This is a genomic window from Mycobacterium pseudoshottsii JCM 15466 (assembly GCF_003584745.1).
Lineage (GTDB): Bacteria > Actinomycetota > Actinomycetes > Mycobacteriales > Mycobacteriaceae > Mycobacterium > Mycobacterium marinum.
The window spans coordinates 5,094,535-5,119,561 of sequence record NZ_AP018410.1; the positions used below are offsets into that span (position 1 = coordinate 5,094,535).

The window sequence follows — 25,027 nt, forward strand, 5'->3', positions numbered from 1 at the left end:
CAAGTGGGCGAGCTGGGCCCAACCCGCTCGGCTACTGCTCGGTCAGGCCCAATCGCGCCACCAACCATCGCCGCAAATCCGGGCCGTAGTCGTCACGATCCAATGCAAAGTCAACCGCAGCCTTGAGGTAGCCGCCGGGATTTCCCAAGTCGTGTCGGGATCCGCGGTGCACCACGACATGGACCGGATGCCCCTCGGCGATCAGCAGCGCGATCGCGTCGGTGAGCTGAACTTCACCCCCGGCGCCGCGCTCGATCCGGCGCAGCGCATCGAAGATGGCGCGGTCGAGCACATAGCGCCCCGCGGCCGCGAACATCGACGGCGCGTCTTGGGTCTTGGGCTTTTCGACCATGCCCTTGACCTTGAGAACATCGGGATTTGCCGCCCATTCCCCGCCCGGCACCGGCTCGACATCGAACACGCCGTAGGCGCTGATCTCGTCGGGGGATACCTCGATGGCACACAACACCGTGCCGCCCAGCCGGGCCCGCACCTTCGACATCGTCTCCAGCACGCCGGTCGGCAGCACCAGGTCGTCGGGCAAGAGCACCGATACGGCGTCCTCATCATCGGACAGCGTCGGCTCGACACAGCTGATGGCATGCCCCAGTCCGAGCGGCTCGGCCTGCACCACGGACTCGACCTTGATCAGTGCCGGGGCCCGGCGAACCTTGGCCAGCATGGCCGTCTTGCCGCGGGCCTCCAACGTGCCCTCGAGCACCAAGTCCTCGACAAAGTGCGCGACAACCCCGTCCTTGCCCTCCGAAGTGACGATCACCAGCCGCTCGGCACCGGCGGTGGCCGCCTCGGCGGCCACCAGCTCGATACCGGGCGTGTCGACGACCGGCAGCAGCTCCTTGGGCACCGTCTTAGTCGCAGGTAGGAACCGCGTACCCAGGCCGGCAGCGGGAACGATCGCCGTAAAGGGGATCGCAACTTCTTGTGACATCGTTCAAACGATAACCTCGCCAGGAATCGCCGAGTCGGTCCGGCCGGTAGAAATCGTGACCTGTCATCGTTGAGGCCATGACGTCGGTGAACAAGGCGGCGATGCGGGCGCGGCTGCGGCAGGCCCGGCGCGTGGTCCCCGACGACGTTCACGCCGCCGAAGCCCTGCTCCTCGATGCGCACTTGGCGCAGGTCATCGACGGTGGCGCCACCGTCTGCGGATACGTTCCGGTCGGCACCGAGCCGGGCTCGATCACCATGCTCGACGTGTTGTTGCAGCATGGGGCGCGGGTGCTGCTGCCGGTCGCCCGCACCACCGACGGCGACGGCCCATTGCCGCTGATGTGGGGCGAGTATCGGCCCGGTGAGCTGGTGCGCGGCCGCTGGGGACTGCTGGAACCGCCGGCGCCCTGGCTGCCGGAGTCAGCCGTGGGCCAGGCCAGCCTGGTGCTGCTGCCCGCCCTGGCCGTCGACCTCGAGGGTGTCCGGCTCGGCAAGGGGCTGGGCTTTTACGACCGGTCCCTGACCAACCGCAACCCGCAAGCCCGCTTGCTGGCGATCGTGCGCGACGAGGAGGTGGTCGACCGGTTGCCCTCGGAGCCGCACGACGTGCGGATGACGCACGCGATTACCCCCCAGCGCGGGATCATTTCCTTTCCACACCGGGAATGATCGAGCTCACGTGGCGGCTCTAGCACTTGAAACGGTAGAGTGCTAACCCAGACTGACCAAATCCGGAGGTTTCTGTGCCGACCTACAGCTACGAGTGCACTGAGTGCAGCAACCGCTTCGACGTTGTGCAGTCGTTCACCGACGACTCGCTCACCACGTGCGAGGAATGCTCCGGTCGGCTGCGCAAGCTGTTCCACGCAGTTGGCGTCCTGTTCAAGGGCAGCGGTTTCTACCGCACCGATAGCCGCGAAGCGACAAAGAAATCGAAGAGCTCCAGCGGCGGGTCGTCGTCGAGCGAATCTTCCAGCAGCTCCGGGTCGAGCGACGCCAAGACGTCGAGCACGTCGTCGAGCTCCAAGGAGAAGTCGACAAGCAGCGCCACCCCGGCCGCAGCCAGCACCTCGAGCTAGCGGGTCATCCACAGGGAGCCGTCTGACCGGCACCCGGCCGCCCCGCCACCCGCCTACCGTTTGCACCGTGGCGGATCCCTCGCTGAACCCAACCCTGCTCAGCCGCATAGCGGTGTCGGTGCGTCCCGAGTGGACCCGGACCGTCCTGGCCCGCCGCGTTGTCGCGGGCGTTCTGGTCGTGCTGGCCGCCGTCGCCGCCCTGTGGCCCAGCCCTGACACCAACCTCTGCGAGGTGGTGGTTGCCGCGCGTGACCTGTCGCCGGGCACACCGTTGACCATCGCGGACGTCCGCCTGGAAACGCGTTCGGCCGCAACCCTTCCCGACGGATCCCAAACCGATGTGGGCGCATTGGTCGGGGCGACACTGGCCAGCCCCACCCGGCGCGGCGAGGTGCTCACCGACGTCCGAATCCTGGGCAGCCGGCTGGCCGAGTCCACCGCCGGCCCCGGCGCCCGGGTCGTGCCGCTGCATCTGGCCGACAGTGCGCTGATCGATCTGATCCGGGTCGGCGACGTCGTGGACGTCCTGGCCGCGCCGCCCACCGACGCGCCGGCGGCCAATCAGCTCTCCCCACCGGCCGCGAAGGTCGTGGCCACCGACGCCGTCGTCGTGCTGGTGTCGGCCAAGCAGGAGCTACAAACGCACGCTCACCGCGTAGTGTTGGTTGCGCTGCCGGCTCGCCTGGCGAACATGGTGGCGGGCTCTGCGCTTGGGCAGACTCTCACCCTGACCCTGCACTGAGCAGCTCGCCGCCGTTGGACAGGTGATCGACAGCAAACGCGGTCCAGTCTCGGTCCATTCCTGAAGGGACATCCCAATGCTCAAAGGGTTCAAGGAGTTTCTCTCGCGGGGCAATATCGTCGACCTGGCCGTCGCCGTGGTCATCGGTACGGCATTCACGGCGCTGGTCACCAGGTTCACCGACAGCATCATCACGCCGCTGATCAACCGGGTGGGCGTCAACGAGCAGTCCGATCTGGGCATCTTGAAGATCGGCATCGGCCGCGGCCAGAGCATCGACTTGAACGTATTGCTGTCGGCCACCATCAACTTCATCCTGGTCGCCGGGGTGGTCTATTTCCTGGTGGTGGTGCCCTACAACACGTTGCGCAAGAAGGGTGAGGTCGAGCAGGCCGACGACGCCCAAATCGTCCTGCTCACCGAAATCCGCGACTTGCTCGCACAGACGAACTCCAACTCGTCCGGCCGGCACGAGGCCCCGGGGACAGCCGGGACGCCCCCGCCGAACTACGGACCCCGCGCGGACACCTGACCCGTCACCGGGCCCGGGCCTAGATCTCCAGACTCGACAGTTGGCCGATGATGTGGGCGGCCAACGGATTCAGCGTCGCCATCCCATCCCGCACGGCATAGCGGGACCCGGCCAGGTTGATCACCAACGTGCTCCCGGATACCCCGGCCAAGCCACGTGAGAGCCCGGCGTCGGTGATTCCGGCGGACAATCCCGAGGCCCGGATGGCCTCGGCAATACCCAGAATTTCGCGGTCCAGAATCTCGCGGGTGGCCTCCGGGGTGACGTCACGCGGCGTCACACCGGTGCCGCCCACCGATACCACCAGGTCCACCCCGCCAATCACCGCGGTGTTCAACGCGTTTCGGATGTCGACCTCGTCGGCCTCAACCGCAACCACCCCGTCGACGACGAAACCGGCCTCGGTGAGCAGCTCGGTGACCAGCGGCCCGCTGTGATCCTCATCGCCGTGCGCGGTGCGGTCGTCCACGACGACGACGAGTGCCCGGCCGACTACTAACTCCGCACCCTGTTCCATGGGTGCAACGCTATATCCGAGGTCGGACAGCTGTGCATCGGCGTTCACTGTTCCGCCTTGCCGAGGGTGACTTGCACGGTACGAGTACTGCCGTCGGGATCCTGGAAGGTCAGCGACACCTTGTCACCCGGCGCCTTGGACCGCACCGCGGCGACCAGCGCGTCGGCGCTGGTGATCGCCCGGTCATCGACCTTGGTGACGACAACGCCCTTGGGCAACCCGGCGGTCGCGGCCGCACCGCCCTGCACCACCTCGACAACCTTGGCGCCGGGTACCCCCTTGTCGGTGGTCACCTGCACACCCAGCGAGGCGTGTGATGCCTTGCCGGTGCTGATCAACTCGTCGGCGATGCGCTTGGCCTGGTCGACCGGAATCGCGAAGCCCAGGCCGATGGAACCACTTTGGGCATCGCCGGAGTCCGCGCCCAGCGTGGCGATGGCCGAGTTGATGCCCACCAGTTGAGCGTTCATGTTGACCAGCGCGCCACCGGAGTTACCCGGGTTGATCGCGGCGTCGGTCTGGATGGCATCCAGCACGGTGTTCTGGTTACCCGACTCACCGGTGGTGGACACCGGACGGTTGAGGGCGCTGACGATTCCCGTGGTCACGGTGCCGGCCAGGCCCAGCGGGGATCCGATCGCCAGCAACGGCTGGCCGACCCGCAGGTCCGCCGACGATCCCAGCGCAATCGGGGTCAGGCCACTGACCCCGGACACCCGGACGACGGCGATATCGCTGGTGGGGTCGGCCCCGACCACGGTGAACGACGCGGTACGCCCGTCATAGAGCGTGACCGTGGTCTTGGGCTCCGGCGCACCGGCGGGCGGCTTGGCGGCGGCGGCCACCACGTGGTTGTTGGTCATGACCAATCCGTCGGCCGACAAGATGATGCCCGAACCCTCTTCGGACTGGCGGCCCACGTCGGTTTCCAGCATCACGACGCTGGGCAGCACTTTGGCGGCCACCTGCTCCACCGAACCCGGCGGCATGTTTGCTGCGGGGACACTCGGAGCCCCGCTGGCAACCATTTCACGACCGCTGCTCGTTGCCGGCGAGCGGTTGAGTTCGATGATCGATGCGGCCGCACCGCCGATACCGGCGGACACCACCGCGATCACCACCGCACCCATGACCAACATTCCGGCCCGGGGTCGACGTTCGCGAATTACGTTGGGAGGGGGCGCCATCGGTGGCAGCATGCCGGGAATCGGCCCCGGCCCCGTGCCGCCGGGGATCGGGCCCGGCCCGGTGTCGGGCGGGATCGGTCCCGGACCGGTGGCGGGCGGCAGTAGGCCCGGCCCGATACCGCTCACACCCTCGTAGGGCGGGCGCGGCTGCGGGCGGGACTGGTGATAGCGCCAGTCGAACTGCGGGTTGTAATTTTGCTGCGGCCCCTGGGCATAAGCGGGCGGCACTGGCTGGTTAGGCGCGGTACGATATCCCGGCTGCTGCGGCGGTGGCGAATACCTCGGGTGATTCGTCATGTCGCTAAGTCGCTCTTCCTCTGCTCGGGCTTTGTTTGGCCCTCGATTTTCCAGCCATGCGCTGCTTGCATGGGCTTGATGGTCAACAGTAACTGCACAACTACCTTGCGCGCGCGGACTGAGAATCCACTGAGATAACGTTCGCCGAACCCCGAGAGTTCGCGCCATTGGCGCCGCGGGTGTCTACGGGCTCGGTTTTTTTGTCATCGGGGGCCGCCGGGTAGGCCGAATCCGGCATCGGGCGCCCAGGCAACAGCATGCAGATTGCTGTTCCGGGCGGCTGACCGCCCGGGACGGTGTCTTCGATGCGCAGCGATCCCCCGTGATTGAGCACCACCTGCTTGACGATGGCCAGCCCCAGGCCCGAGCCCGGCATCGCCCGCGCCGAAGTGGACCGGTAGAACCTCTCGAAGACCAGACGACGCTCCTGCGGGGAAATGCCCGGCCCGTTGTCGGACACCACCAGCTCCGCGTGCGATGGATCAAGCTGGCGCAGCCGGATGCCCACCCGGCCGCCCGGCGGACTCCATTTGGCGGCGTTATCCATCAAATTCAGTGCCGCCCGCGACAACCCGGCCGCATCGCCGTAGACCTGCCAACCGACGACATCGACGTCGAAGTGGATGTCGTTGCGACGGCGCCGGACTCGCTCCAGGCTGCGGTCGACCACCTCGGCCATGTCGACGGGTTCGTGCACCACGACACCGGCATCGCCACGGGTCAGGTCGACTAGGTCGCCCACCAGAGTGGACAATTCCTCGATCTGGGCGACCACATCCTCGCGCAAGCCAACCATCTCCTGCTCCGGCAGGCGTGGCGCGCCGGGCTCCATCGACGCCATCAGCAGCTCGACATTGGTGCGCAGCGAAGTCAGCGGGGTACGCAACTCGTGGCCGGCGTCGGAGACCAGCCGCGCCTGCCGTTCCCGGGACTCGGCCAGCGCTCGCAGCATCAAGTTGAATGCCTCGGTAAGCCTGGCCAACTCGTCGCTGCCGAAAACCGGGATGGGCCGCAGGTCGTCGGTGCGGGCGACCCGCTCGGCCGCTTCGGTAAGCCGACCCACCGGGCGCAACCCGGCCCTGGTCACCATTCCACCGGCCACGGCGGCGACCGCGACGCCAACGCCACCAACGATCAGCAGCACGGCGCGCAGCTTTGTCATGACCGCTTCGGTCGGTTTCAAACTCTTGGAGATCAGCAGCGAGCTGCCGTTGGGCAGATGGATCGCAAGCACGCGCTGATCGGACACGGTGCGCCGGGACAAGAACAGATCCCCGTGGATCACCGCTTTCTCCGGCGCCCCGACCGGCAGGGTCTGCCCCGGCTGGTTGGCCGTGTAGATCGACCGGCCCGGGTTCACCAGCATCGCGTTCACATCCGAGTAGGCGGTGCCCTCGATGGCTTTGCCCGGATCGGCGGCCAGCGAGCCGCTGGCGATCAACAACTGCGCCCGGCTCTGCAGCTGGTTGTCGATGTCGCTGTAAAGGGCGGCGGAGATCACCGCATAGACGGCGAAGGACATCAGCACCACGACCATCGCCACCATGGACATCGCCAGCAGCATCACCCGCCAGCGCAGCGACAGCGAGCTGGTGGCACGCAGCGGTGCGCGCGGTCCGCGACGGAATCCCGCCATCAGGGTGGCGTTTCGCGTAGCACGTAACCCACCCCGCGCACGGTGTGGATCAGCCGCGGCTCGCCCTCGGCCTCGGTTTTACGCCGCAGGTAGCCCACGTAGACCTCGAGCGCGTTGCCGGACGTGGGAAAGTCGAAGCCCCACACCTCTTCGAGGATGCGGCTGCGGGTCAGCACCCGTCGCGGGTTGGCGATCAGCATCTCCAGCAGGGCGAACTCGGTTCGGGTGAGGCTGATGCGCCGCGCCCCGCGGGTCACCTCCCGGGTCACCGGGTCCAGGCTCAGGTCGGAGAACGTCATGGCTACCGAATCGGCGGCTTCGTCGTCTTCGGGCTTGGTGCGGCGCAGCAACGCGCGCATCCGCGCCAACAGCTCTTCCAGCGCGAACGGCTTCGGCAGGTAGTCATCCGCGCCGGCATCGAGCCCCGCGACCCGTTCGGAGACGGAATCCCGGGCGGTCAGCACGAGAATGGGCAGATCATCACCGGTGCTGCGAAGTTGACGGCATACCTCCAAGCCATCCAGTCGCGGCATCATGACGTCCAGCACCAACGCGTCAGGCCGATCACTGGCAATCATCTCGAGAGCTTCCACACCATCGTGTGCCAGCTCAACCGTGTAGCCATTGAAGGAAAGCGACCTGCGCAGCGACTCGCGCACCGCGCGATCGTCGTCGACGACAAGTATCCGCACGGACATTAGTTTCGTCCTAACGCCTGAGAGCGGCCTGAGAGGCGCGCCGAAATGACGACAGCGTCACAATTTGATCGGGATCAATAACCAACGGTTTGCCAGCGCCGCCAGGCAGCCGGCATCGATGCACCGCGCGGCCGTCATGCCGCGCCGTATCACAACCGCCACATTGGCCCCACTAGGAAGGGGCCGGGTTGCGCCCACTCAGCAGCGACGGCAGTCGCCGCTAAGAGGACAGAGACACCCAGGCGCGATGGCCCAGGGTAATCGGGCTATCGACGGTCGAGATCGATGAGACCGAGCCGGGCCGCCTTGAGCAGCCGGCGAGGCACCTTGTGCTTCTGACCGCCAACGGTGACGCCGACGAGTTCGGCCTTGGTGGCCTTCCACTGCGAGCGCCGGCTTCGAGTATTCGCGCGCGACATCCTGCGCTTTGGTGTGGCCATGGTCGGACCTAACTCCTCGGTCGGGGTTTCGGGTTCAACATGTCGCACGGCATGGCCAATCGGCACAGCGGCGACGAATGACGTCAACGATAGTCGGTGACCTGCTGGTTGCCAAAACCGGGCACCGCCGGATCCGCCGTGTTCGCGCACCGAGTGAGGCGGGTATCACACCGTGGCAGGAGTCCCGCTATGCTGACCCACCGGTTGGTTGGTTCACGCACCGGCAAACCCTGCCCACCGGTAACCCCGATGAAGGAGGACGCGGATGGCGTCTCGTTCTGATGCGTCCGGCGCCGTACGCATCGCGAACTGTTCCGGTTTCTACGGGGACCGTCTCTCGGCGATGCGCGAAATGCTCACCGGCGGCGAGGTGGACTACCTCACCGGCGACTACCTGGCCGAACTGACCATGCTGATCCTGGGCCGCGACCGGATGAAGAACCCCGAGCGCGGCTACGCCAAGACCTTCCTGGCCCAGCTCGAAGACTGCCTGGGACTGGCCCACGATCGCGGAGTGCGCATCGTCGCCAACGCCGGCGGCCTCAATCCCGCCGGGCTGGCCGATGCGATCAGGGCCCTAGCCGAGCGCCTGGGCATCGGCGCCCGCATCGCCCACGTGGAAGGCGACGATCTGGCGCCCCGCGCGGCCGAACTCGGCCTGGGCACACCGCTGACAGCCAACGCCTACCTGGGCGCGTGGGGCATCGTCGATTGCCTCAACAGCGGGGCCGACGTCGTGGTCACCGGCCGGGTCACCGACGCCTCGGTGATCGTCGGATCCGCGGCGGCGCACTTCGGCTGGGGCCGCACCGACTACAACCAGCTGGCCGGCGCCGTGGTGGCCGGCCATGTCATCGAATGCGGGGTCCAGGCCACCGGCGGCAACTACGCCTTCTTCACCGAGGTCCCCGATCTGACCTACGCCGGCTTCCCGCTGGCCGAGGTCAGCGCCGACGGCACCTCGGTGATCACCAAACACCCCGGCACCGGTGGGCTGGTCAGCCCAGACACCGTCACCGCACAACTGCTCTACGAGATATCCGGCGCCCGCTACGCCAATCCGGACGTGACGGCCCGGATGGACACCATCCAGCTGTCCAGCGATGGCCCGGATCGGGTGCGCATCGGCGGCGTGATCGGCGAAGCGCCCCCACAGGCCCTGAAGGTGTCGCTGAACAGCATCGGCGGGTTCCGCAACGCCATGACGTTCGTCTTGACGGGTCTGAACATCGAGGCCAAGGCCGAGCTCGTGCAACGCCAGCTCGAGGCCACCCTGACCGTCAAACCCGCCGAACTGGAATGGACCCTGGCCCGCACCGACCACGTCGACGCCGACACCGAGGAAGCCGCCGGCGCCCTGCTGCACTGCGTGGTCCGTGACCCCGACCCCGCCAATGTGGGCCGCAAATTCTCCTCGGCCGCGGTGGAATTGGCGTTGGCCAGCTACCCCGGATTCACCTCGACCGCGCCCCCGGGCGACGGCCAGGTGTATGGGGTGTTCGTGCCCGGCTACGTGGACGCCAAGCTGGTGCCACACATCGCCGTGCACGCCGACGGCACGCGCACCGATATCCCCTGCGCCACCGAGACCCTGGAACTGGAATCGGTCGATCCCCCGGCCTTGCCCGATCCGCTGCCCACCGGCCCGACCCGACGGGTACCGCTGGGCCTGATTGCCGGCGCCCGCAGCGGGGACAAGGGCGGGTCGGCCAACGTCGGACTATGGGTGCGCACCGACGAGCAGTGGCGCTGGCTGGCCAACACGCTGACCGTGGAACTGCTCAAGGAACTGCTGCCCGAGGCGGCCAATCTGCAAGTCACCCGCTACGCGTTGCCCAACCTGCGGGCGCTGAACTTCGTCATCGAGGGGATTCTCGGTCAAGGCGTGGCCTATCAGGCGCGATTCGACCCGCAAGCCAAAGGGCTGGGCGAATGGCTGCGCAGCCGCCACCTCGATATCCCGGAGAGCCTCCTATGAGCATCTGGAACACCCCCGAGCGCGAAGAGTTGCGCAAGTCGGTGCGCTCATTCGCCGAGCGGGAAGTGCTACCGCACATCGACGAATGGGAACGCACCGGCGAGTTGCCCCGTGACCTGCATCGCCGCGCCGGGGCGGCCGGCCTGTTGGGCGCCGGACTGCCCGAATCCGCTGGCGGGGGCGGCGGCGACGGCGCCGACTCGGTGATCATCTGCGAACAGATGCACCAATCGGGTGCCCCGGGTGGGGTTTTCGCATCGCTGTTCACCTGCGGTATCGCGGTGCCGCACATGATTGCCTCGGGCGATGAGCGACTGATCGAGGAGTTCGTTCGGCCCACGCTGGCCGGGAACAAAATCGGCGCGCTTGCCATCACCGAACCCGGCGGCGGCTCGGATGTGAGGCATCTGCGGACCAGCGCGGTGCGCGAAGGTGACCACTTCATCGTCAACGGCGCCAAGACCTACATCACCTCCGGAGTACGCGCCGACTTCGTGGTCACCGCGGTCCGCACCGGAGGCCCCGGAGCCGGTGGGGTTTCGCTGTTGGTCGTGGAAAAGGGCATCCCGGGGTTCGTTGTCAGCCGCAAGCTGGACAAGATGGGCTGGCGCTCCTCGGACACCGCCGAGCTGTCCTACACCGATGCGCGGGTTCCCGCGGCCAACCTCGTCGGCGCCGAGAACAGCGGCTTCGCCCAGATCGCGCAGGCGTTTGTCTCCGAGCGCATCGCGCTTGCCGCACAGGCGTATTCGAGCGCGCAGCGATGCCTGGACATCACCGTGCAATGGTGCCGCGACCGGGAAACATTCGGCCGCCCACTGATCTCGCGCCAATCGGTGCAGAACACGCTGGCCGAGATGGCCCGCCGCATCGACGTCGCCCGGGTCTACTCGCGCAGCGTGGTGGAGCGCCAACTCGCCGGCGAGCACGACCTGATCCCGCAGGTCTGCTTCGCCAAGAACACCGCCGTCGAGGCCGGCGAATGGGTAGCCAATCAAGCCGTTCAGCTGTTCGGCGGCATGGGCTATATGGCCGAATCCGAAATCGAACGCCAATACCGGGACATGCAAATCCTGGGCATTGGCGGTGGCACCACCGAAATCCTGACCGCACTGGCCGCCAAACTCCTGGGGTATCAATCATGATTGCAACACCAGTTCGCCACCGGTTCGCCCGCCACCGCAGGCGGTGCGCGTGACCGTATTGCGCTCCACACTCGACCCGAACGGGGCCGCCTTCAGCGAGGCGGCTTCGGCCGCAACCACGAAGCTCGATGAGATCGACGCCGAACTCGCCAACGCGCTGGCGGGCGGCGGGCCCAAGTACGTTGACCGCCACCATGCCCGCGGCAAGCTGACTCCCCGGGAACGCATCGAGTTGCTCGTCGACCCGGATTCCCCTTTTCTGGAGCTTAGCCCCCTGGCCGCCTGGGGCAGCGCGTTCAAGGTCGGCGCCAGCACCGTTACCGGCATCGGGGTGGTGGCGGGGGTCGAGTGCATGATCGTCGCCAACGACCCGACGGTCAAAGGCGGCACCAGCAATCCGTGGACGTTGAAGAAGATCCTGCGGGCCAACCAGATCGCCTTCGAGAACCGGCTTCCCGTCGTCTCGCTGGTGGAATCCGGCGGGGCGGACCTGCCCACCCAGAAGGAGATCTTCATCCCCGGCGGGCGGATGTTCCGCGATCTGACCCGGCTGTCCGCGGCCGGGATTCCCACGATTGCACTGGTATTCGGAAACTCGACGGCTGGTGGCGCCTACGTGCCCGGGATGTCCGATCACGTGGTGATGATCAAGGAGCGGTCCAAGGTGTTCTTGGCCGGTCCCCCGCTGGTGAAGATGGCCACCGGCGAGGAGTCCGATGATGAGTCGCTCGGTGGCGCCGAAATGCACGCCCGCATATCTGGTTTGGCCGATTACTTTGCCGTCGACGAGCTCGACGCGATCCGCATTGGGCGCCGCATCGTGGCTCGGCTGAACTGGGTCAAACAGGGCCCAGCCCCCGCGCCGGTGACCGAGCCGCTCTTCGATGCCGAGGAGCTGATCGGCATCGTGCCCTCGGATCTGCGCGTCCCCTTCGATCCCCGTGAAGTGATCGCCCGCATCGTCGACGGCTCCGAATTCGACGAATTCAAGCCGCTGTACGGGTCGTCGCTGATCACCGGCTGGGCCCGGCTGCACGGCTACCCGGTGGGCATCCTGGCCAACGCCCGCGGCGTGCTGTTCAGCGAGGAGTCACAGAAGGCCACCCAGTTCATCCAGCTGGCCAACCGCGCCGACACGCCACTGCTGTTCTTGCACAACACCACCGGCTACATGGTGGGCAAGGACTACGAAGAAGGCGGCATGATCAAGCACGGCTCGATGATGATCAACGCCGTGTCCAACTCGAAGGTCCCGCACATCTCCCTGCTACTCGGCGCCTCCTACGGTGCCGGTCACTACGGCATGTGTGGGCGCGCCTATGACCCGCGCTTCCTGTTCGCCTGGCCCAGTGCCAAATCCGCGGTCATGGGCGGTGCGCAGCTCTCGGGCGTGCTGTCGATCGTGGCGCGAGCGGCCGCGGAGGCTCGCGGCCAGCAGGTCGACGAGGCCGCCGACGCCGCGATGCGCGCGGCCGTCGAGGGCCAGATCGAAGCGGAGTCGCTGCCGCTAGTGCTGTCCGGAATGCTTTATGACGATGGGGTGATCGACCCGCGCGACACCCGCACCGTACTGGGAATGTGTTTGTCCGCCATTGCCAATGGCCCGATCAAGGGGACGTCGAACTTCGGCGTCTTCCGGATGTGATGCCGATGTCTATCACTCGAGTGCTAGTTGCCAACCGCGGCGAGATCGCTCGGCGGGTGTTCGCCACCTGCCGCCGGCTCGGCCTGGGCACCGTCGCCGTCTATACCGACCCGGATGCGGCCGCGCCGCATGTCGCCGAGTCCGACGCCCGGGTGCGGCTGGCGCAGACCAACGACTATCTCAACGCCGAGGCCATCATCGCCGCCGCCCGTGCGGCGGGCGCCGACGCGATCCACCCCGGCTACGGATTCCTTTCGGAGAATCCCGAGTTCGCCGCCGCCGTCACCGCGGCGGGCCTGACCTGGATCGGGCCGCCGGTGGACGCGGTGCGCGCGATGGGCTCCAAGATCGAGTCCAAGAAGCTGATGGCCGCCGCCGGTGTGCCGGTGCTCGACGAACTCGACCCCGAGACCGTCACCGCGGCACAGCTGCCGGTGCTCGTCAAGGCTTCAGCCGGCGGCGGTGGTCGCGGCATGCGTGTGGTCCGCGAATTGTCGGCCCTGCCCGCCGAAGTCGAGGCCGCCCGCCGCGAGGCGCAGTCCGCATTCGGTGACCCGACCGTGTTCTGCGAGCGTTACCTACCCACCGGGCACCACATCGAGGTTCAGGTGATGGCCGACACCCACGGCACCGTGTGGGCCGTCGGGGAACGCGAATGCTCCATTCAGCGTCGCCACCAGAAGATCATCGAAGAGGCACCCTCCCCCTTGGTGCAGCGCATCCCGGGGATGCGGGCCAAGCTGTTCGACGCGGCCCGGCTGGCCGCGGAAGCCATCGGCTACACCGGCGCCGGCACCGTGGAGTTCCTCGCCGACGATGCGGGCGAGTTCTACTTCCTGGAGATGAACACCCGACTGCAGGTCGAGCATCCGGTCACCGAGGAGACCACCGGCCTGGATCTGGTTGAACTGCAGCTCGCGGTGGCCGACGGTGGCCGTCTCGAGGCGGAACCTCCGCCCGCCCATGGTCATTCCATCGAGGCCCGCCTCTACGCCGAGGATCCCGCGCAGGGCTGGCAGCCGCAGGCGGGCGCGATGCACACCATCGAGGTGCCGTCGGTCCGAGCCGAATTCGCCACGCTGGGACAGCGCACCGGAATTCGGCTGGATTCCGGGATTGTCGACGGCTCGGTGGTGTCCATCCATTACGACCCCATGCTGGCCAAGGTCATCTCCTACGCCCCCACGCGCCGGCAGTCCGCACTGGTACTCGCCGATGCGCTGGCCCGCGCCCACCTGCATGGGCTGCGCACCAACCGTGAGCTGTTGGTGAACGTGCTGCGGCATCCGGCGTTTCTCGACAGCGCTACTGACACAGCATTCTTCGACACCCACGGGTTGGCCGAACTGGCCGCGCCGCTGGCCGACGCGGACAACATCCGCTTGTCGGCGATCGCCGCGGCCCTCGCCGACGCCGCCCACAACCGGGCAACCGCGACGGTGTTCGGATCCATTCCCAGCGGCTGGCGCAACGTGGCGTCGGGCTATCAGGTCAAGACCTACCGCGACGGCGGTGACGTCGAGTACCGCATCGAATACCGATTCACCAGAACGGGACTCCAGATTGCCGGTGACGACTCGGTGCGGCTGGTATCGGCGACACCCAACGAGGTGGTGCTGGCCGGCGAAAACGGGGTGGCCCGACGCTTCACGGTCGCGAGCTACGGCCAGGACGTCTTCGTCGATTCCCCCAGCGGCCCGGTGCACCTGGTTGCGCTGCCCCGCTTCCCGGAGCCGGGTTCGGCCGTCGAACAAGGATCGCTGGTGGCACCCATGCCGGGCAACGTCATCCGGTTGGGCGCCGATGTTGGCGATACCGTCACCGCCGGTCAGCCACTGATCTGGTTGGAAGCGATGAAGATGGAGCACACCATCAGCGCCCCGACCGATGGCGTACTTACCCAGCTCAACGTCCAAACCGGCCAACAAGTCGACGTCGGCGCCGTCCTAGCCAGAGTGGAAGCGCCTGAAGCAGAAGGAGATTCGTGATGACCGACACCAGCTTCATCGAGAATGAGGACCGCCGGGCGCTACGCAAGGCGGTATCGGAATGGGCGTCCAACTACGGCCACGAGTACTACCTGAAGAAGGCTCGTGCTCACGAGCACACCACCGAGCTGTGGTCGGAAGCCGGCAAACTCGGCTTCATCGGGGTGAACCTGCCCGAGGAGTACGGCGGCGGCGCCGGCATGTACGAGCTGTCGATGGTGATGGAGGAAATGGCCGCGGCCGGCTCCGCCCTGTTGCTGATGGTGGTCTCGCCGGCCATCAACGGCACCATCATCAGCAAGTTCGGCACCGACGAGCAGAAGCAGCGCTGGCTTCCCGGCATCGCGGACGGGACCCTGACGATGGCCTTCGCCATCACCGAGCCCGCAGCCGGATCCAACTCGCACAAGATCACCACCACCGCCCGCCGTGACGGCAGCGACTGGATCATCAAGGGGCAGAAGGTCTAAATCTCCGGTATTGACCAAGCCCAGGCGGTGCTGGTGGTGGGACGCACCGAGGAAGCCAAGACCGGGAAGCTGCGTCCGGCGCTGTTCGTGGTCCCCACCGACACCCCCGGCTTCACCTACACGGCGATCGACATGGAACTGGTCAGCCCCGAACGGCAGTTCCAGGTTTTCCTCGATGATGTGCGGCTGCCCGCCGACGCGCTGGTCGGAGCCCAGGACGCGGCCATCGCCCAGCTTTTCGCCGGGCTGAATCCCGAGCGCATCATGGGTGCGGCCAGCGCGGTCGGCATGGGACGGTTCGCACTGAACCGGGCCGTCGACTACGTCAAGACGCGCCAGGTGTGGTCCACCCCGATCGGCGCCCACCAGGGGTTGGCGCATCCCTTGGCGCAATGCCACATCGAAGTCGAGCTCGCCAAGCTGATGATGCAAAAGGCCGCGACGCTGTATGACCACGGCGATGACGGCGGAGCGGCCGAGGCCGCCAACATGGCCAAGTACGCGGCGGCGGAGGCGTCGGCCCGCTCGGTCGATCAGGCCGTGCAGTCGATGGGCGGCAACGGGCTGACCCAGGAGTACGGCGGCGCGGCCATGCTGACCTCGTCGCGCTTGGCCCGGATTCCCCCGATCAGCCGTGAAATGGTGCTCAACTTCGTCGCGCAGACGTCGCTGGGCCTGCCCCGAAGCTACTGAGGCCCCACCGATGGCTGATCGTCTCGTCGAGTACGCGCGTGACGGCGTGGTTGCCCGTCTGACGCTGAACTCCCCGCACAACCGCAACGCCCTGTCCACCACCCTGGTCACCCAGCTGCATGAGGGGCTGCGGGATGCCGCGGCCGATCCGGGCGTTCGGGTCGTCGTGCTCGGGCACACCGGCGGCACCTTCTGCGCTGGCGCGGATTTGAGCGAGGCCGGCTCCGGCGACCCCTATGACCTGGCTGTCGCGCGGGCCCGGGAAATGACCACGGTGCTGCGCGCCATTGTGGAGTCGCCACGACCGGTGATCGGCGCCATCAACGGGCACGTGCGCGCCGGAGGCTTCGGCCTGGTCGGTGCCTGCGACATCGTGGTCGCCGGCCCGGCGTGCACCTTTGCGCTGACCGAAGCCCGGATCGGGGTCGCCCCGGCAATCATCTCGCTGACATTGCTGCCGAAGCTGTCGGCGCGGGCGGCCGCCCGCTACTACCTGACCGGAGCGAAGTTCGGCGCCGACGAGGCGGCGGAGATGGGTTTGGTCACCATCGCCGCCGACGACATGGAGGCCGCGGTGGCCGCGCTGATCGCCGATGTCGGGCGCGGTTCGCCGCAGGGCCTTGCGGCGTCGAAGGCACTGACCACCGCGGCCGTCCTGGCCGGTTTCGACCGTGATGCGGAACGCCTCACCGAGGAATCGGCGCGGCTGTTCGTCTCGGAGGAAGCCCGCGAAGGCATGCTCGCGTTCTTGCAGAAACGCCAACCCAGCTGGGCCTCCGACTGAACCTCCGGCAGCCGAAGCCGCCGGACAGGCTGCCGCCCCGGGCCCGGGGCTGGTGACGCACAGCGAACTAACATACATTGACCAAACTCCATGTATGCCCGCTCGAATCTCGATAGCCGGAACCCACCGCGACCGACTCGAGCTGGCCCGCGCTGAGCTCGAACCAGCTTTAGCGGCAGCGGCGGCAACGGTGGAGCCGGCGGCACCGGCGCATCCGCCGGAACCGGTGGTACCCCGGGCAACGGCGGCCTACTCTTCGGCGCATCCGCCACACTGGGGTAGCCGGCGTGCCCCGCCGTTGCCATCACAAATCACCATCCCCGCGCGGCCCGGTCGCCGGATCTCAGGCCCCGTAGAAACGCGCACTTCGCACCGGGTCACCAGAGCCCACCGGCCGCGCGAACGTTGCAGTTTAGCCAACACCTCTTGCAGCAAAATCGCGAAGTCGTAGGCTCGTGGGTGATGAGCAATCCAGCCCGACGTGACGCACAGGACACGCGCGACGATTCGTCGCTCGCTGCGGATACCGATCGGATCCAGATCGCACAGCTGCTGGCATACGCAGCCGAGCAGGGACGACTGCAGCTCAACGAGTATGAAGACCGATTGACCAGGGCCTACGCCGCAACCACGTATCAGGAGCTGGACCAGCTGAGCGCCGATCTGCCCGGCGCCGCGGTAAGTCCGCGCCGCGGCGGCAACTGCAACCCGGCACCTTCGACTCTGCTGCTGGCCTTGCTGAGCGGGTTCGAGCGTCGCGGCCGGTGGAACGTGCCCAAGAAGCTGACCACCTTGACCCTGTGGGGCAGCGGAGTATTGGATCTGCGCTACGCCGACTTCACCTCAACCGAAGTCGAAATTCACGCCTACTCGATCATGGGCGTGCAGACCATCCTGTTGCCGCCCGAGATCAACGTCGAGATCGACGGCCGCGGAATCATGGGCAACTTTGACCGGGAAGTCGCGGGCGAGGGCAGTCGCGGGGCCCCCAACGTCAAGATTCAGGGCTTCTCGTTCTGGGGCGGGGTGGGCATCAAACGCAAACCACGCAAGGCGCGCAAGTAGACCCATCAGTCGGTCAAACGCACGGCCCTAGCGCCTGCGCCGAGACCTCAGGTAGTCGCCGACCACGGCCGCACCGAGTCCGTCGAGATCGGGTTCGACGACACGTCCCTCGACCCGACGCGCGACTTGATCAATGAACCGGGCCAGGCCCCGGTCACTGCCCAACCGGAAGATGGTGATTTGGGCGCCCAGCCGCGCCATGTCATCGAACCCGCGCACGGTGTGGGCAATGGTGCGCGGATGCGGCGGGTAGTCGAAGAACACCGCAGAACCCGCTCCCTCGCCGGAAAAGTCCTCGAGATGGGCGGTGGGTTCCCCATCGGTCACCACCAAGACGACCGGCTGCGCGTTCGGGTGGCGTCTGAGATGTCGCCCGGCCAGCGCCAGCGCGTGGTGCAGGTTGGTGCCCTGCTCGTAGACGCCCTCCAAACCGGTCAGCTCCGCGGCCGTCACGGTCCGCGCATAGCGGCCGAACGCGATGATCTGCAGCGCATCCGAGCGGAACCGCGTGCACACGAGGTGGTTGAGCGCCAGCGCCGTGCGCTTCATCGGCAGCCACCGATTCTCCACCACCATCGAAAACGAAGTGTCCACCAGGAGCGCAACCGCGGCCTGAGTTCGGGTCTCAGTCTCGGAGACTTCGACGTCATCGACGGTGATCCGGATCGGGCCGGCGCCGCCGCCAGGAGGCGCCGTACCGGCCTGGCGCAGCACCGCGTTGGTCAGCGTGCGCGAGATGTGCCACGGTTCGGTGTCACCGAACTGCCAGGGCCGGGTCGCGCCGGTCAGCTCACCGGCCGCCCCCGCACGCCGGTGATCCCGCTCACCGCGGCGTCCGGAAAGTTGTTGCACCACATCGCGCAATGCGGTCTCACCCAGCCTGCGCATGGCCTTGGGTGACAGCCGCCATTGGCCGTCGGATCCTCGGTCGAAGAAACCCTGATTCACCAAGGCCCGTTCCAGTTCGGCGAGCGTGCGGGCATCGATGGCGGCCTGGTCGCCGAGTTGACGGGCCAGCGCGTCGAGGTCGACGTCATCCATGGTGGCGCCCGGATAAGCCTGCGAGAGCTGCTCGGCCAGCTGCTCGAGTTCGGCGATGTCGGCCAGCGCCTGGGTGCCTTCACCCATGCCGAACGGGTTGTCGCCGGAGAACTGCTGCTGGCCGGTCCAGTCCTCGCCCGGACGCGCCTCCTGCAGATGGGCGTCGAGGCGGTTGAGTGCCTGCATCAGCGAAGGCGATCTGAAAGCCTGCTGCGCCAACGCATCCAGCTCATCACGCTGCTCCTGGGACAGGCTGTTGCGGAACCGCTGCGCGGCGGCGGCCCGCTTGGCCAGCGAGTCCAGCAGCTCCTCGACATTGCTCGGGTTCTCCGGGAAGAACTCGCCGTGCTTGTCCATGAAGTCTTGGAAGTCTTGCTGGGTGTCCTGTCCCCTGGCGTGCTTGTCCAGCAGGTTGTTGAGGTCGTCGAGCATCTCGTTCACGCGCTGGCGATCCTCGTCGGTGGCGCCTTCCAACGCCTGCTTCATGCCGGCGAAGCGTTGGTCGAGTAGCTCGCGGCCCAGCAGATCCTTGATCTGGTCGTACTTTTCGCGGGCCTCGCCACTGCGCCAGTCGTACTCGGAGAGTTCCTGTACGGCTTTGGCCGGCGACGGCGGCAATGCCTCCAACTGCAATTCGGAGAATCGAGCGTCATCGTCTAGCGCCCGGGCCAATTCTTTGCGCTCGGCCAGCACCGCCTCGTCCAGCAGCTTCTTGATCTCCTGCAGGGTGCCGTCCAAGTTGTTGCGGCGCAGTAGCTCGCGGCGGCGGCGGTTCGCCTCGGACGCCAACCTGTCGGCGCCGGGCATGGACTTGGTGCCGCGCCGCAGCAGCTCGGACAGTGCCCGGCGCGGTGAGGTGCCCGCCATGACGTCCTGACCGATCTGCTCCAGCGCCTCGCGCAGGTCTACCGGCGGAGCCAGCGGATCAGGTCCGCCGGTGTACGCCGAGTACCGCGTCGAGTGCCCCTTCGCCCGGTCAGCCATAAACGGTTTGGCCCTCCCCGGACACTTTGTCGACTCGCTTGGCCAGGTACAGCGCCTCCAGGGCCAGCTCCAGGGCTGCGGCGCGCTCCCCTTCGGATTCGGCGTTGAGTTTGCGTGCGATGGTCTCCACCACCGGCAGTCCCGGAACGGCCGCCAGCACATCCTTGGCCGATACCCGCTCACCGGTCGTCACCGCCGAACCTCCCTCGACGGCTGACACCAGTGTGCCGACGTCGATGCCACCCAGCGCCCGGGACGCGGTATCCGCGGTGGCCCGGCGCAATAGGTGTTCGAGCACCGCCTGCTCGCGCCCCTCCTCACCGGACTCAAACTCGAGCTTGCCGCGCAGCACGTCGATCACGGTGCCCAGATCGACCACCCGGGCGACCGGGTCGGTCTCGCCCAGCACCGCCCCGCGGTGGCGGGCGGCGGCCGCCGCGGTCTCCGCCGCCGCGATGGCGAAGCGCGCCGACACCCCGGAGCGCTGGTCGACCGAACTGGACTCGCGCAGGTAGCGGGCGAACCGCGCGATCACCTGCAACAGATAATCGGGCACCTGAGCGCTCAGATGCGCCTCCTGCGCGATGACACCCATCTCCGCCTCCAGCTCCAGCGGGTAGTGAGTGCGGATCTCGGCGCCGAACCTGTCTTTGAGCGGGGTGATGATGCGCCCCCGGTTGGTGTAGTCCTCGGGGTTGGCACTGGCGACCACCAACACGTCCAGCGGCAGGCGCAGGGTGTAGCCGCGGACCTGGATGTCGCGCTCCTCCATCACATTGAGCATGGACACTTGGATCCGCTCGGCCAGGTCGGGCAGCTCGTTGACGGCCACGATGCCGCGGTGTGCGCGCGGAATCAGCCCGTAGGCGATGGTTTCGGGGTCTCCGAGACTGCGGCCCTCGGCCACCTTGATCGGGTCGATGTCACCGACCAGGTCGGCAACACTGGTGTCGGGGGTGGCCAGTTTTTCGGTGTAACGCTCGCTGCGATGCTTCCATGCCACCGGCAGATCGTCTTTTAGCTGCGCGGCCCGGCGGATCGACTCCGGCGTGATCGGCCGGTAAGGATGCTCGGGAAGTTCGGCACCGGCGATCACCGGTGTCCACTCGTCGAGCAATCCGGTCAGCGCGCGCAGCAGCCGAGTCTTGCCTTGGCCGCGCTCGCCCAGCAGCACAAACTCGTGGCCCGCGATCAGGGCCCGCTCGAGCTGGGGAATCACGGTGTCGTCGAAGCCCACGATGCCCGGCCAGACGGCCGCGTTATCCGGCCCATCAGCCAGCGCGGTCAACAGATTCTCCCGGATTTCCTGCTTAACCCCCCGCTCGCGATGACCGGAGGCACGCAGCTCGCCGACGGTGCGAGGCAGATTGCTCGGTGAAGTCACCACTCCACGCTACGACGAGTCAGGGACAGGCGCCTGGGAACGGGGCCTAGCCAGGCACAAATGCACCCACACCGGCCGCCTAATGCGCGAAGTGGCGCGAACCGGTGAGGTACAAGGTGATGCCCGCCTTGGCAGCCGCCGCGGTGACTTCCTCGTCGCGCACCGACCCTCCCGGGTGCACGATCGCCTTGACCCCGGCGGCCGTCAACGTCTCGAGGCCGTCGGGGAACGGGAAGAACGCATCGGAGGCAGCGACGGCGCCGTTGACGCGTTCGCCGCCGCGCTCCACCGCCAACCGTGCGGCATCGACGCGGTTGACTTGGCCCATCCCGACGCCGATGGTGGCGCCGTCGGCCACGATGACGATCGCGTTGGACTTGACCGCACGACAGCTGCGCCAAGCGAAGACCAGGTCGGTCAGCGTCGCCGGATCGGCGGGCGAGCCGGTGGCCAGGGTCCAGTTGGCCGGGTTGTCACCGGCGGCATCGAGCTGGTCACGCTGCTGCATGAGCAGTCCCCCGCTGATCGGACGCAGCTCGGCGCCGCCGTCTTGGGGCTCGGATGCCACCAACACCCGAATGTTCTTCTTCTTCGTCAACTGATCAAGGGCGGCGGGAGCGTAGGCCGGTGCGACGATCACCTCGGTGAAGATGGTGCTGACGTACTCCGCCATCTCTGGGCTGACCTCGGTGTTGCAGGCAATCACGCCGCCGTAGGCACTGAGTGGGTCGCAGGCGTGGGCCTTGCGATGCGCGTCGGCGACCGAAACCTCCGAGATGGCAATGCCGCACGGGTTGGCGTGCTTGATGATTGCCACGCATTTCTGCTCGTGGTCAAAGGCGGCCCGCCAGGCCGCGTCGGCATCGGTGAAGTTGTTGTAGGACATCTCTTTTCCGTGCAGCTGCTCGGCCTGAGCCAATCCCGGCCAAGCGCCGGGGTCGGCGTAGAGCGCGGCCTGCTGATGCGGGTTCTCGCCGTAGCGCAGCATCGCCTGACGCCGCCAATTTCTGCCGAACCAGCGCGGAAAGTCGGTTTCGGGCTGCTCGGGCGCCACCGTGGACTGCATCCAGCTCGCGACCGCGATGTCGTATTCGGCGGTGTGCTGAAAGGCCAGCGAGGCCAGCTTCTTGCGTTCGGCGAAGGTGAATCCGCCGCTACGCACCGCGGCCAGCACGCCGTCGTATCCCTGCGGGTCGGTGACCACGGCCACACTGGGATGGTTCTTGGCCGCCGCCCGCACCATGGAGGGGCCGCCGATGTCGATCTGTTCGACGCATTCGTCGACGCTGGCACCGGATTCCACGGTCTGGCTGAACGGGTACAGGTTGACCACGACCAGCTCGAATGCCTCGACTCCGAGCTCGGCCAGCGCCGCCTCGTGCTCGGGGTTTCGCAGATCGGCCAGCAGGCCGGCATGCACGCGCGGATGCAGCGTCTTGACCCGCCCGTCGAGTACCTCGGGGAATCCCGTCAGCTCCTCCACCCGGGTCACCGGAATCCCTTTGCTGGCAATGGTCTTCGCGGTTGATCCGGTCGAGACGATCTCGACACCGGCCGCGGTCAGCCCCTGCGCCAGGTCAACCAGCCCGGTCTTGTCATACACACTGATCAACGCGCGGCGGATCGGCCGTCTTATGTGGTCGGTGCTCATCCTATGGTCGCCTTTCGTCCAATCATCGCTTTTCGTCCGATCACCGTCACGCCGCCGGTGGCAATCCCGGCCACCACGTCCACCAGAAGCTTGCGCTCCACTACCTTGATCCGTTCGTGCAAGGTTGCTTCGTCGTCGCCGTCGAGCACCGCAATGGCTTGCTGCGCCAGTATCGGTCCCGTGTCCATCCCGGCGTCCACCAGGTGCACCGTACAACCGGTGACCTTCACGCCGTAGGCCAGCGCATCTGCTACCCCATGGGCACCGGGAAACGCCGGCAGGAGTGCCGGATGGGTGTTGAGGATCCGTTGGTGGAATTTCGAAAGGAATTGCGGCCCAAGAATTCTCATGAATCCGGCGGATACCACCAGGTCAGGCGAGTGGGCGGCGGTGGCGGCGGTGATGGCGGCGTCCCAAGCATCGCGGCTGGGGTGATCGGAGACGCGGACGGTGAAGGCGGGCACCGACGCCTGCGCGGCGACCTCAGTGGCCCGGCAATCCCGATCGACCCCAACGGCGACGATTCGCGCCGGGTAGTCGGCCACGGCGGCGTCCAGCAATGAGTTCAGCAATGACCCCGTGCCCGACGCGAGCACCACAAGCCGCGCCGGTGCACTCGGGGGTACCCGGACCGGTTCCTGCACACGGCGAGCCTAGTCGGGCTACCCGGCCGCAGCGGCGGGCGGGCATCCGCTGTCAGGTCAAATGTTCGGGCGGATGGCTGGTGTCAGGCCCGTCCTGCCGGTCTGGCCCATCTGACCAATCGACCTCGTCGGGTGCGGCAGGGGGGACGTCGGCGTCGTCGCCACCGGGCGCAACGGGTTCGCGCGAAGTCACATCATCCAGCGGGGCGTCCTGATCGAAAAGTGGGACAAAGGGCTCATCAACGGGCTCATGAATGGGCTCGTCAACGTCTGCTTCAGCGGGTGGGACCGGCCGCGGTTTGGGCCGCCTGGGACGCCGTCTGATTCCACCCGCCATCACCAGCGTGGCGCCCCCGACCACGGCGAACCAGAAGAACACGCCGACCAGCAGTGCTCCCTCGTCGACGCCAACGGCGCCGAAGTTGCCTAGCTTCCCGCTCCCCCCGTAACCGAGCAGCGCCATCGCCAATGCCCCCAACAGGGCCGCGGCCAACAGTTTGCCCATAGCCGGCAGGGGCGGCAGCGGACGGCGCGCACACTGTTGCCCGACCGCCACTCCGGAGGACGCCCCGATGATCAGCAGGGCTACCCACACCGGCCCCAGCGGCGGGGTGGGAGCCGCGGCCAGGATCGGCACAGCGGGGATGTCGCCGCCAAAGACCGTGAACGCACTGAACGTCGCGAAGCCGATGTGCGCACTGGCCCCGACAGCGATCGCCGCGGCGCCAACGACGACGTTAGGCACATAGAGCACCGACAGCACGGTGAGACTGAACTGGCCGAACGCGGAATCGGTGATGCCGTATAGCTCCTGCATCGTCGCCCAGTGCACGACCAGCGACCCCGCGGTCACCAGGCCGGAGAGCCCGAGCAGTGCCAGCACCCCGGCGGCGGCGGCCCGCAGCGAGTCGCCCAGCCAGTTCGGCAGCGGTGAAACCGCCAGAGCCCGTCTACCCACCCGCGACCAGACCCCCAGGCCCGCACCGATGGCATGAACCGCCAGCACGCTGACAAACGCACGCAACGCACTGGGCGTCTGCAACTCGGTGATGACCGACGACGCATCGTGGATCACCGCCAGGCAGATCGCCGCGATCAGCAGCGGCCCGCCCAACGCCGATGCGATAACCCACCGAACAACCAGCCACGACGAGTACGGCGAGGTCGCCAGCGCCGTCGTGCGGGCCGTGCCCCACACCATCAACATGGCCGGGAACAGGGGCATTACGCCCAGTTCACGGCCACCGATCGAGATCGGCACCTGGTGCACACCCAGCCACATGCTGGCGATCGCACCCAGCGCGCCCGTCATGTCGCTGTTTGCGATCACCAGCTGAATCAGCGTGACCGCCGCGATGATGACCAGCGCCACCACAGCCGGGGCGAACGCGACCTTGACCAGGTCGCGAGCCTGGCGAGCACCCGCTGCTCGACTGTCCTCCACCCGTGTCACTCTCCGCGCACGTGTCCTACTAG

At 67.2% G+C, this 25,027-nt stretch carries 21 protein-coding genes and 1 pseudogene; 11 read left to right on the forward strand and 11 right to left on the reverse strand.

Annotation, left to right across the window (positions count from 1 at the left end):
- Positions 1–31: 31 nt before the first annotated feature.
- Positions 32–949, reverse strand: coding sequence for a UTP--glucose-1-phosphate uridylyltransferase (locus MPSD_RS23170; protein ID WP_020786127.1), 918 nt, complete (start codon positions 947–949; stop codon positions 32–34).
- 77 nt (positions 950–1,026) lie between these two features.
- Between MPSD_RS23170 and MPSD_RS23175 the strand changes: the two genes are divergently transcribed.
- The 4 genes from MPSD_RS23175 to mscL all read left to right on the forward strand — a co-directional run bounded on the left by MPSD_RS23175 (position 1,027) and on the right by mscL (position 3,304).
- Complete coding sequence (locus tag MPSD_RS23175) at positions 1,027–1,620, forward strand: 5-formyltetrahydrofolate cyclo-ligase (protein ID WP_015357012.1); 594 nt, start codon at positions 1,027–1,029, stop codon at positions 1,618–1,620.
- Positions 1,621–1,694: 74 nt separating this feature from the next.
- Positions 1,695–2,030, forward strand: a complete 336-nt coding sequence (locus MPSD_RS23180) for an FmdB family zinc ribbon protein (protein WP_086085273.1) — start codon at positions 1,695–1,697, stop codon at positions 2,028–2,030.
- A gap of 67 nt (positions 2,031–2,097) precedes the next feature.
- Positions 2,098–2,772 carry an SAF domain-containing protein gene (locus MPSD_RS23185; protein WP_086085274.1) on the forward strand — a complete coding sequence of 225 codons (675 nt, stop codon included), beginning with the start codon at positions 2,098–2,100 and terminating at the stop codon, positions 2,770–2,772.
- Positions 2,773–2,848: 76 nt separating this feature from the next.
- Positions 2,849–3,304 carry a large-conductance mechanosensitive channel protein MscL gene (gene mscL / locus MPSD_RS23190; RefSeq protein WP_011742224.1) on the forward strand — a complete coding sequence of 152 codons (456 nt, stop codon included), beginning with the start codon at positions 2,849–2,851 and terminating at the stop codon, positions 3,302–3,304.
- Positions 3,305–3,323: 19 nt separating this feature from the next.
- Here mscL and MPSD_RS23195 read toward each other — a convergent pair whose 3' ends face one another.
- From MPSD_RS23195 to rpmF, 5 genes are all read right to left on the reverse strand, one after another.
- A complete protein-coding gene (locus tag MPSD_RS23195) occupies positions 3,324–3,821 on the reverse strand; it encodes a MogA/MoaB family molybdenum cofactor biosynthesis protein (protein WP_020786125.1) in 498 nt (165 codons plus the stop codon).
- A gap of 44 nt (positions 3,822–3,865) precedes the next feature.
- Positions 3,866–5,305, reverse strand: coding sequence for a S1C family serine protease (locus MPSD_RS23200; RefSeq protein WP_086085275.1), 1,440 nt, complete (start codon positions 5,303–5,305; stop codon positions 3,866–3,868).
- Positions 5,306–5,405: 100 nt separating this feature from the next.
- A complete protein-coding gene (locus MPSD_RS23205) occupies positions 5,406–6,941 on the reverse strand; it encodes a HAMP domain-containing sensor histidine kinase (protein ID WP_020786123.1) in 1,536 nt (511 codons plus the stop codon).
- Entirely contained in the window at positions 6,941–7,633 is a 693-nt protein-coding gene (gene mprA, locus MPSD_RS23210; protein WP_020726450.1) for a two-component system response regulator MprA, read from the reverse strand. Before mprA ends, MPSD_RS23205 begins: the two co-directional genes overlap by 1 nt.
- A gap of 272 nt (positions 7,634–7,905) precedes the next feature.
- On the reverse strand, positions 7,906–8,079 hold the full coding sequence (rpmF, locus tag MPSD_RS23215) for a 50S ribosomal protein L32 (RefSeq protein WP_011742229.1): 174 nt from the start codon (positions 8,077–8,079) through the stop codon (positions 7,906–7,908).
- Between the two features lie 265 nt (positions 8,080–8,344).
- Between rpmF and MPSD_RS23220 the strand changes: the two genes are divergently transcribed.
- From MPSD_RS23220 to MPSD_RS23255, 7 genes and pseudogenes are all read left to right on the forward strand, one after another.
- A complete protein-coding gene (locus MPSD_RS23220) occupies positions 8,345–10,057 on the forward strand; it encodes an acyclic terpene utilization AtuA family protein (protein ID WP_020786120.1) in 1,713 nt (570 codons plus the stop codon).
- Positions 10,054–11,202, forward strand: coding sequence for an acyl-CoA dehydrogenase family protein (locus tag MPSD_RS23225; protein WP_086085276.1), 1,149 nt, complete (start codon positions 10,054–10,056; stop codon positions 11,200–11,202). Before MPSD_RS23220 ends, MPSD_RS23225 begins: the two co-directional genes overlap by 4 nt.
- Before the next feature lie 49 nt (positions 11,203–11,251).
- A complete protein-coding gene (locus MPSD_RS23230; RefSeq protein WP_086085277.1) occupies positions 11,252–12,847 on the forward strand; it encodes an acyl-CoA carboxylase subunit beta in 1,596 nt (531 codons plus the stop codon).
- 5 nt (positions 12,848–12,852) lie between these two features.
- Positions 12,853–14,835: an acetyl/propionyl/methylcrotonyl-CoA carboxylase subunit alpha gene (locus MPSD_RS23235; RefSeq protein WP_086085282.1), complete on the forward strand. Its 1,983-nt coding sequence runs from the start codon at positions 12,853–12,855 to the stop codon at positions 14,833–14,835.
- Positions 14,835–15,998: pseudogene (locus MPSD_RS23240) on the forward strand (acyl-CoA dehydrogenase family protein). The gene MPSD_RS23235 and the pseudogene MPSD_RS23240 overlap by 1 nt, the downstream one beginning before the upstream one ends.
- A 10-nt stretch (positions 15,999–16,008) precedes the next feature.
- On the forward strand, positions 16,009–16,782 hold the full coding sequence (locus MPSD_RS23245; protein ID WP_020729674.1) for an enoyl-CoA hydratase family protein: 774 nt from the start codon (positions 16,009–16,011) through the stop codon (positions 16,780–16,782).
- Positions 16,783–17,244: 462 nt separating this feature from the next.
- The gene (locus MPSD_RS23255) at positions 17,245–17,847 is read left to right on the forward strand and encodes a DUF1707 SHOCT-like domain-containing protein (protein ID WP_036426299.1); all 603 of its coding nucleotides are present in this window, start codon (positions 17,245–17,247) and stop codon (positions 17,845–17,847) included.
- A gap of 27 nt (positions 17,848–17,874) precedes the next feature.
- Here the strand turns inward: MPSD_RS23255 and MPSD_RS23260 are convergent, their stop codons facing one another.
- The 5 genes from MPSD_RS23260 to MPSD_RS23280 form a co-directional block, all read right to left on the reverse strand.
- Entirely contained in the window at positions 17,875–19,872 is a 1,998-nt protein-coding gene (locus tag MPSD_RS23260; protein WP_020786115.1) for a vWA domain-containing protein, read from the reverse strand.
- Positions 19,865–21,259 (reverse strand): sigma 54-interacting transcriptional regulator, encoded by a 1,395-nt coding sequence (locus MPSD_RS23265; RefSeq protein WP_086085278.1) that lies wholly within the window; start codon positions 21,257–21,259, stop codon positions 19,865–19,867. The genes MPSD_RS23260 and MPSD_RS23265 overlap by 8 nt, the downstream gene beginning before the upstream one ends.
- A gap of 76 nt (positions 21,260–21,335) precedes the next feature.
- A complete protein-coding gene (gene purH, locus MPSD_RS23270; protein WP_015357024.1) occupies positions 21,336–22,907 on the reverse strand; it encodes a bifunctional phosphoribosylaminoimidazolecarboxamide formyltransferase/IMP cyclohydrolase in 1,572 nt (523 codons plus the stop codon).
- Positions 22,904–23,551, reverse strand: coding sequence for a phosphoribosylglycinamide formyltransferase (gene purN, locus MPSD_RS23275; RefSeq protein ID WP_015357025.1), 648 nt, complete (start codon positions 23,549–23,551; stop codon positions 22,904–22,906). The genes purH and purN overlap by 4 nt, the downstream gene beginning before the upstream one ends.
- 52 nt (positions 23,552–23,603) lie before the next feature.
- On the reverse strand, positions 23,604–24,995 hold the full coding sequence (locus tag MPSD_RS23280) for a cell division protein PerM (protein ID WP_015357026.1): 1,392 nt from the start codon (positions 24,993–24,995) through the stop codon (positions 23,604–23,606).
- Positions 24,996–25,027 lie beyond the last annotated feature (32 nt).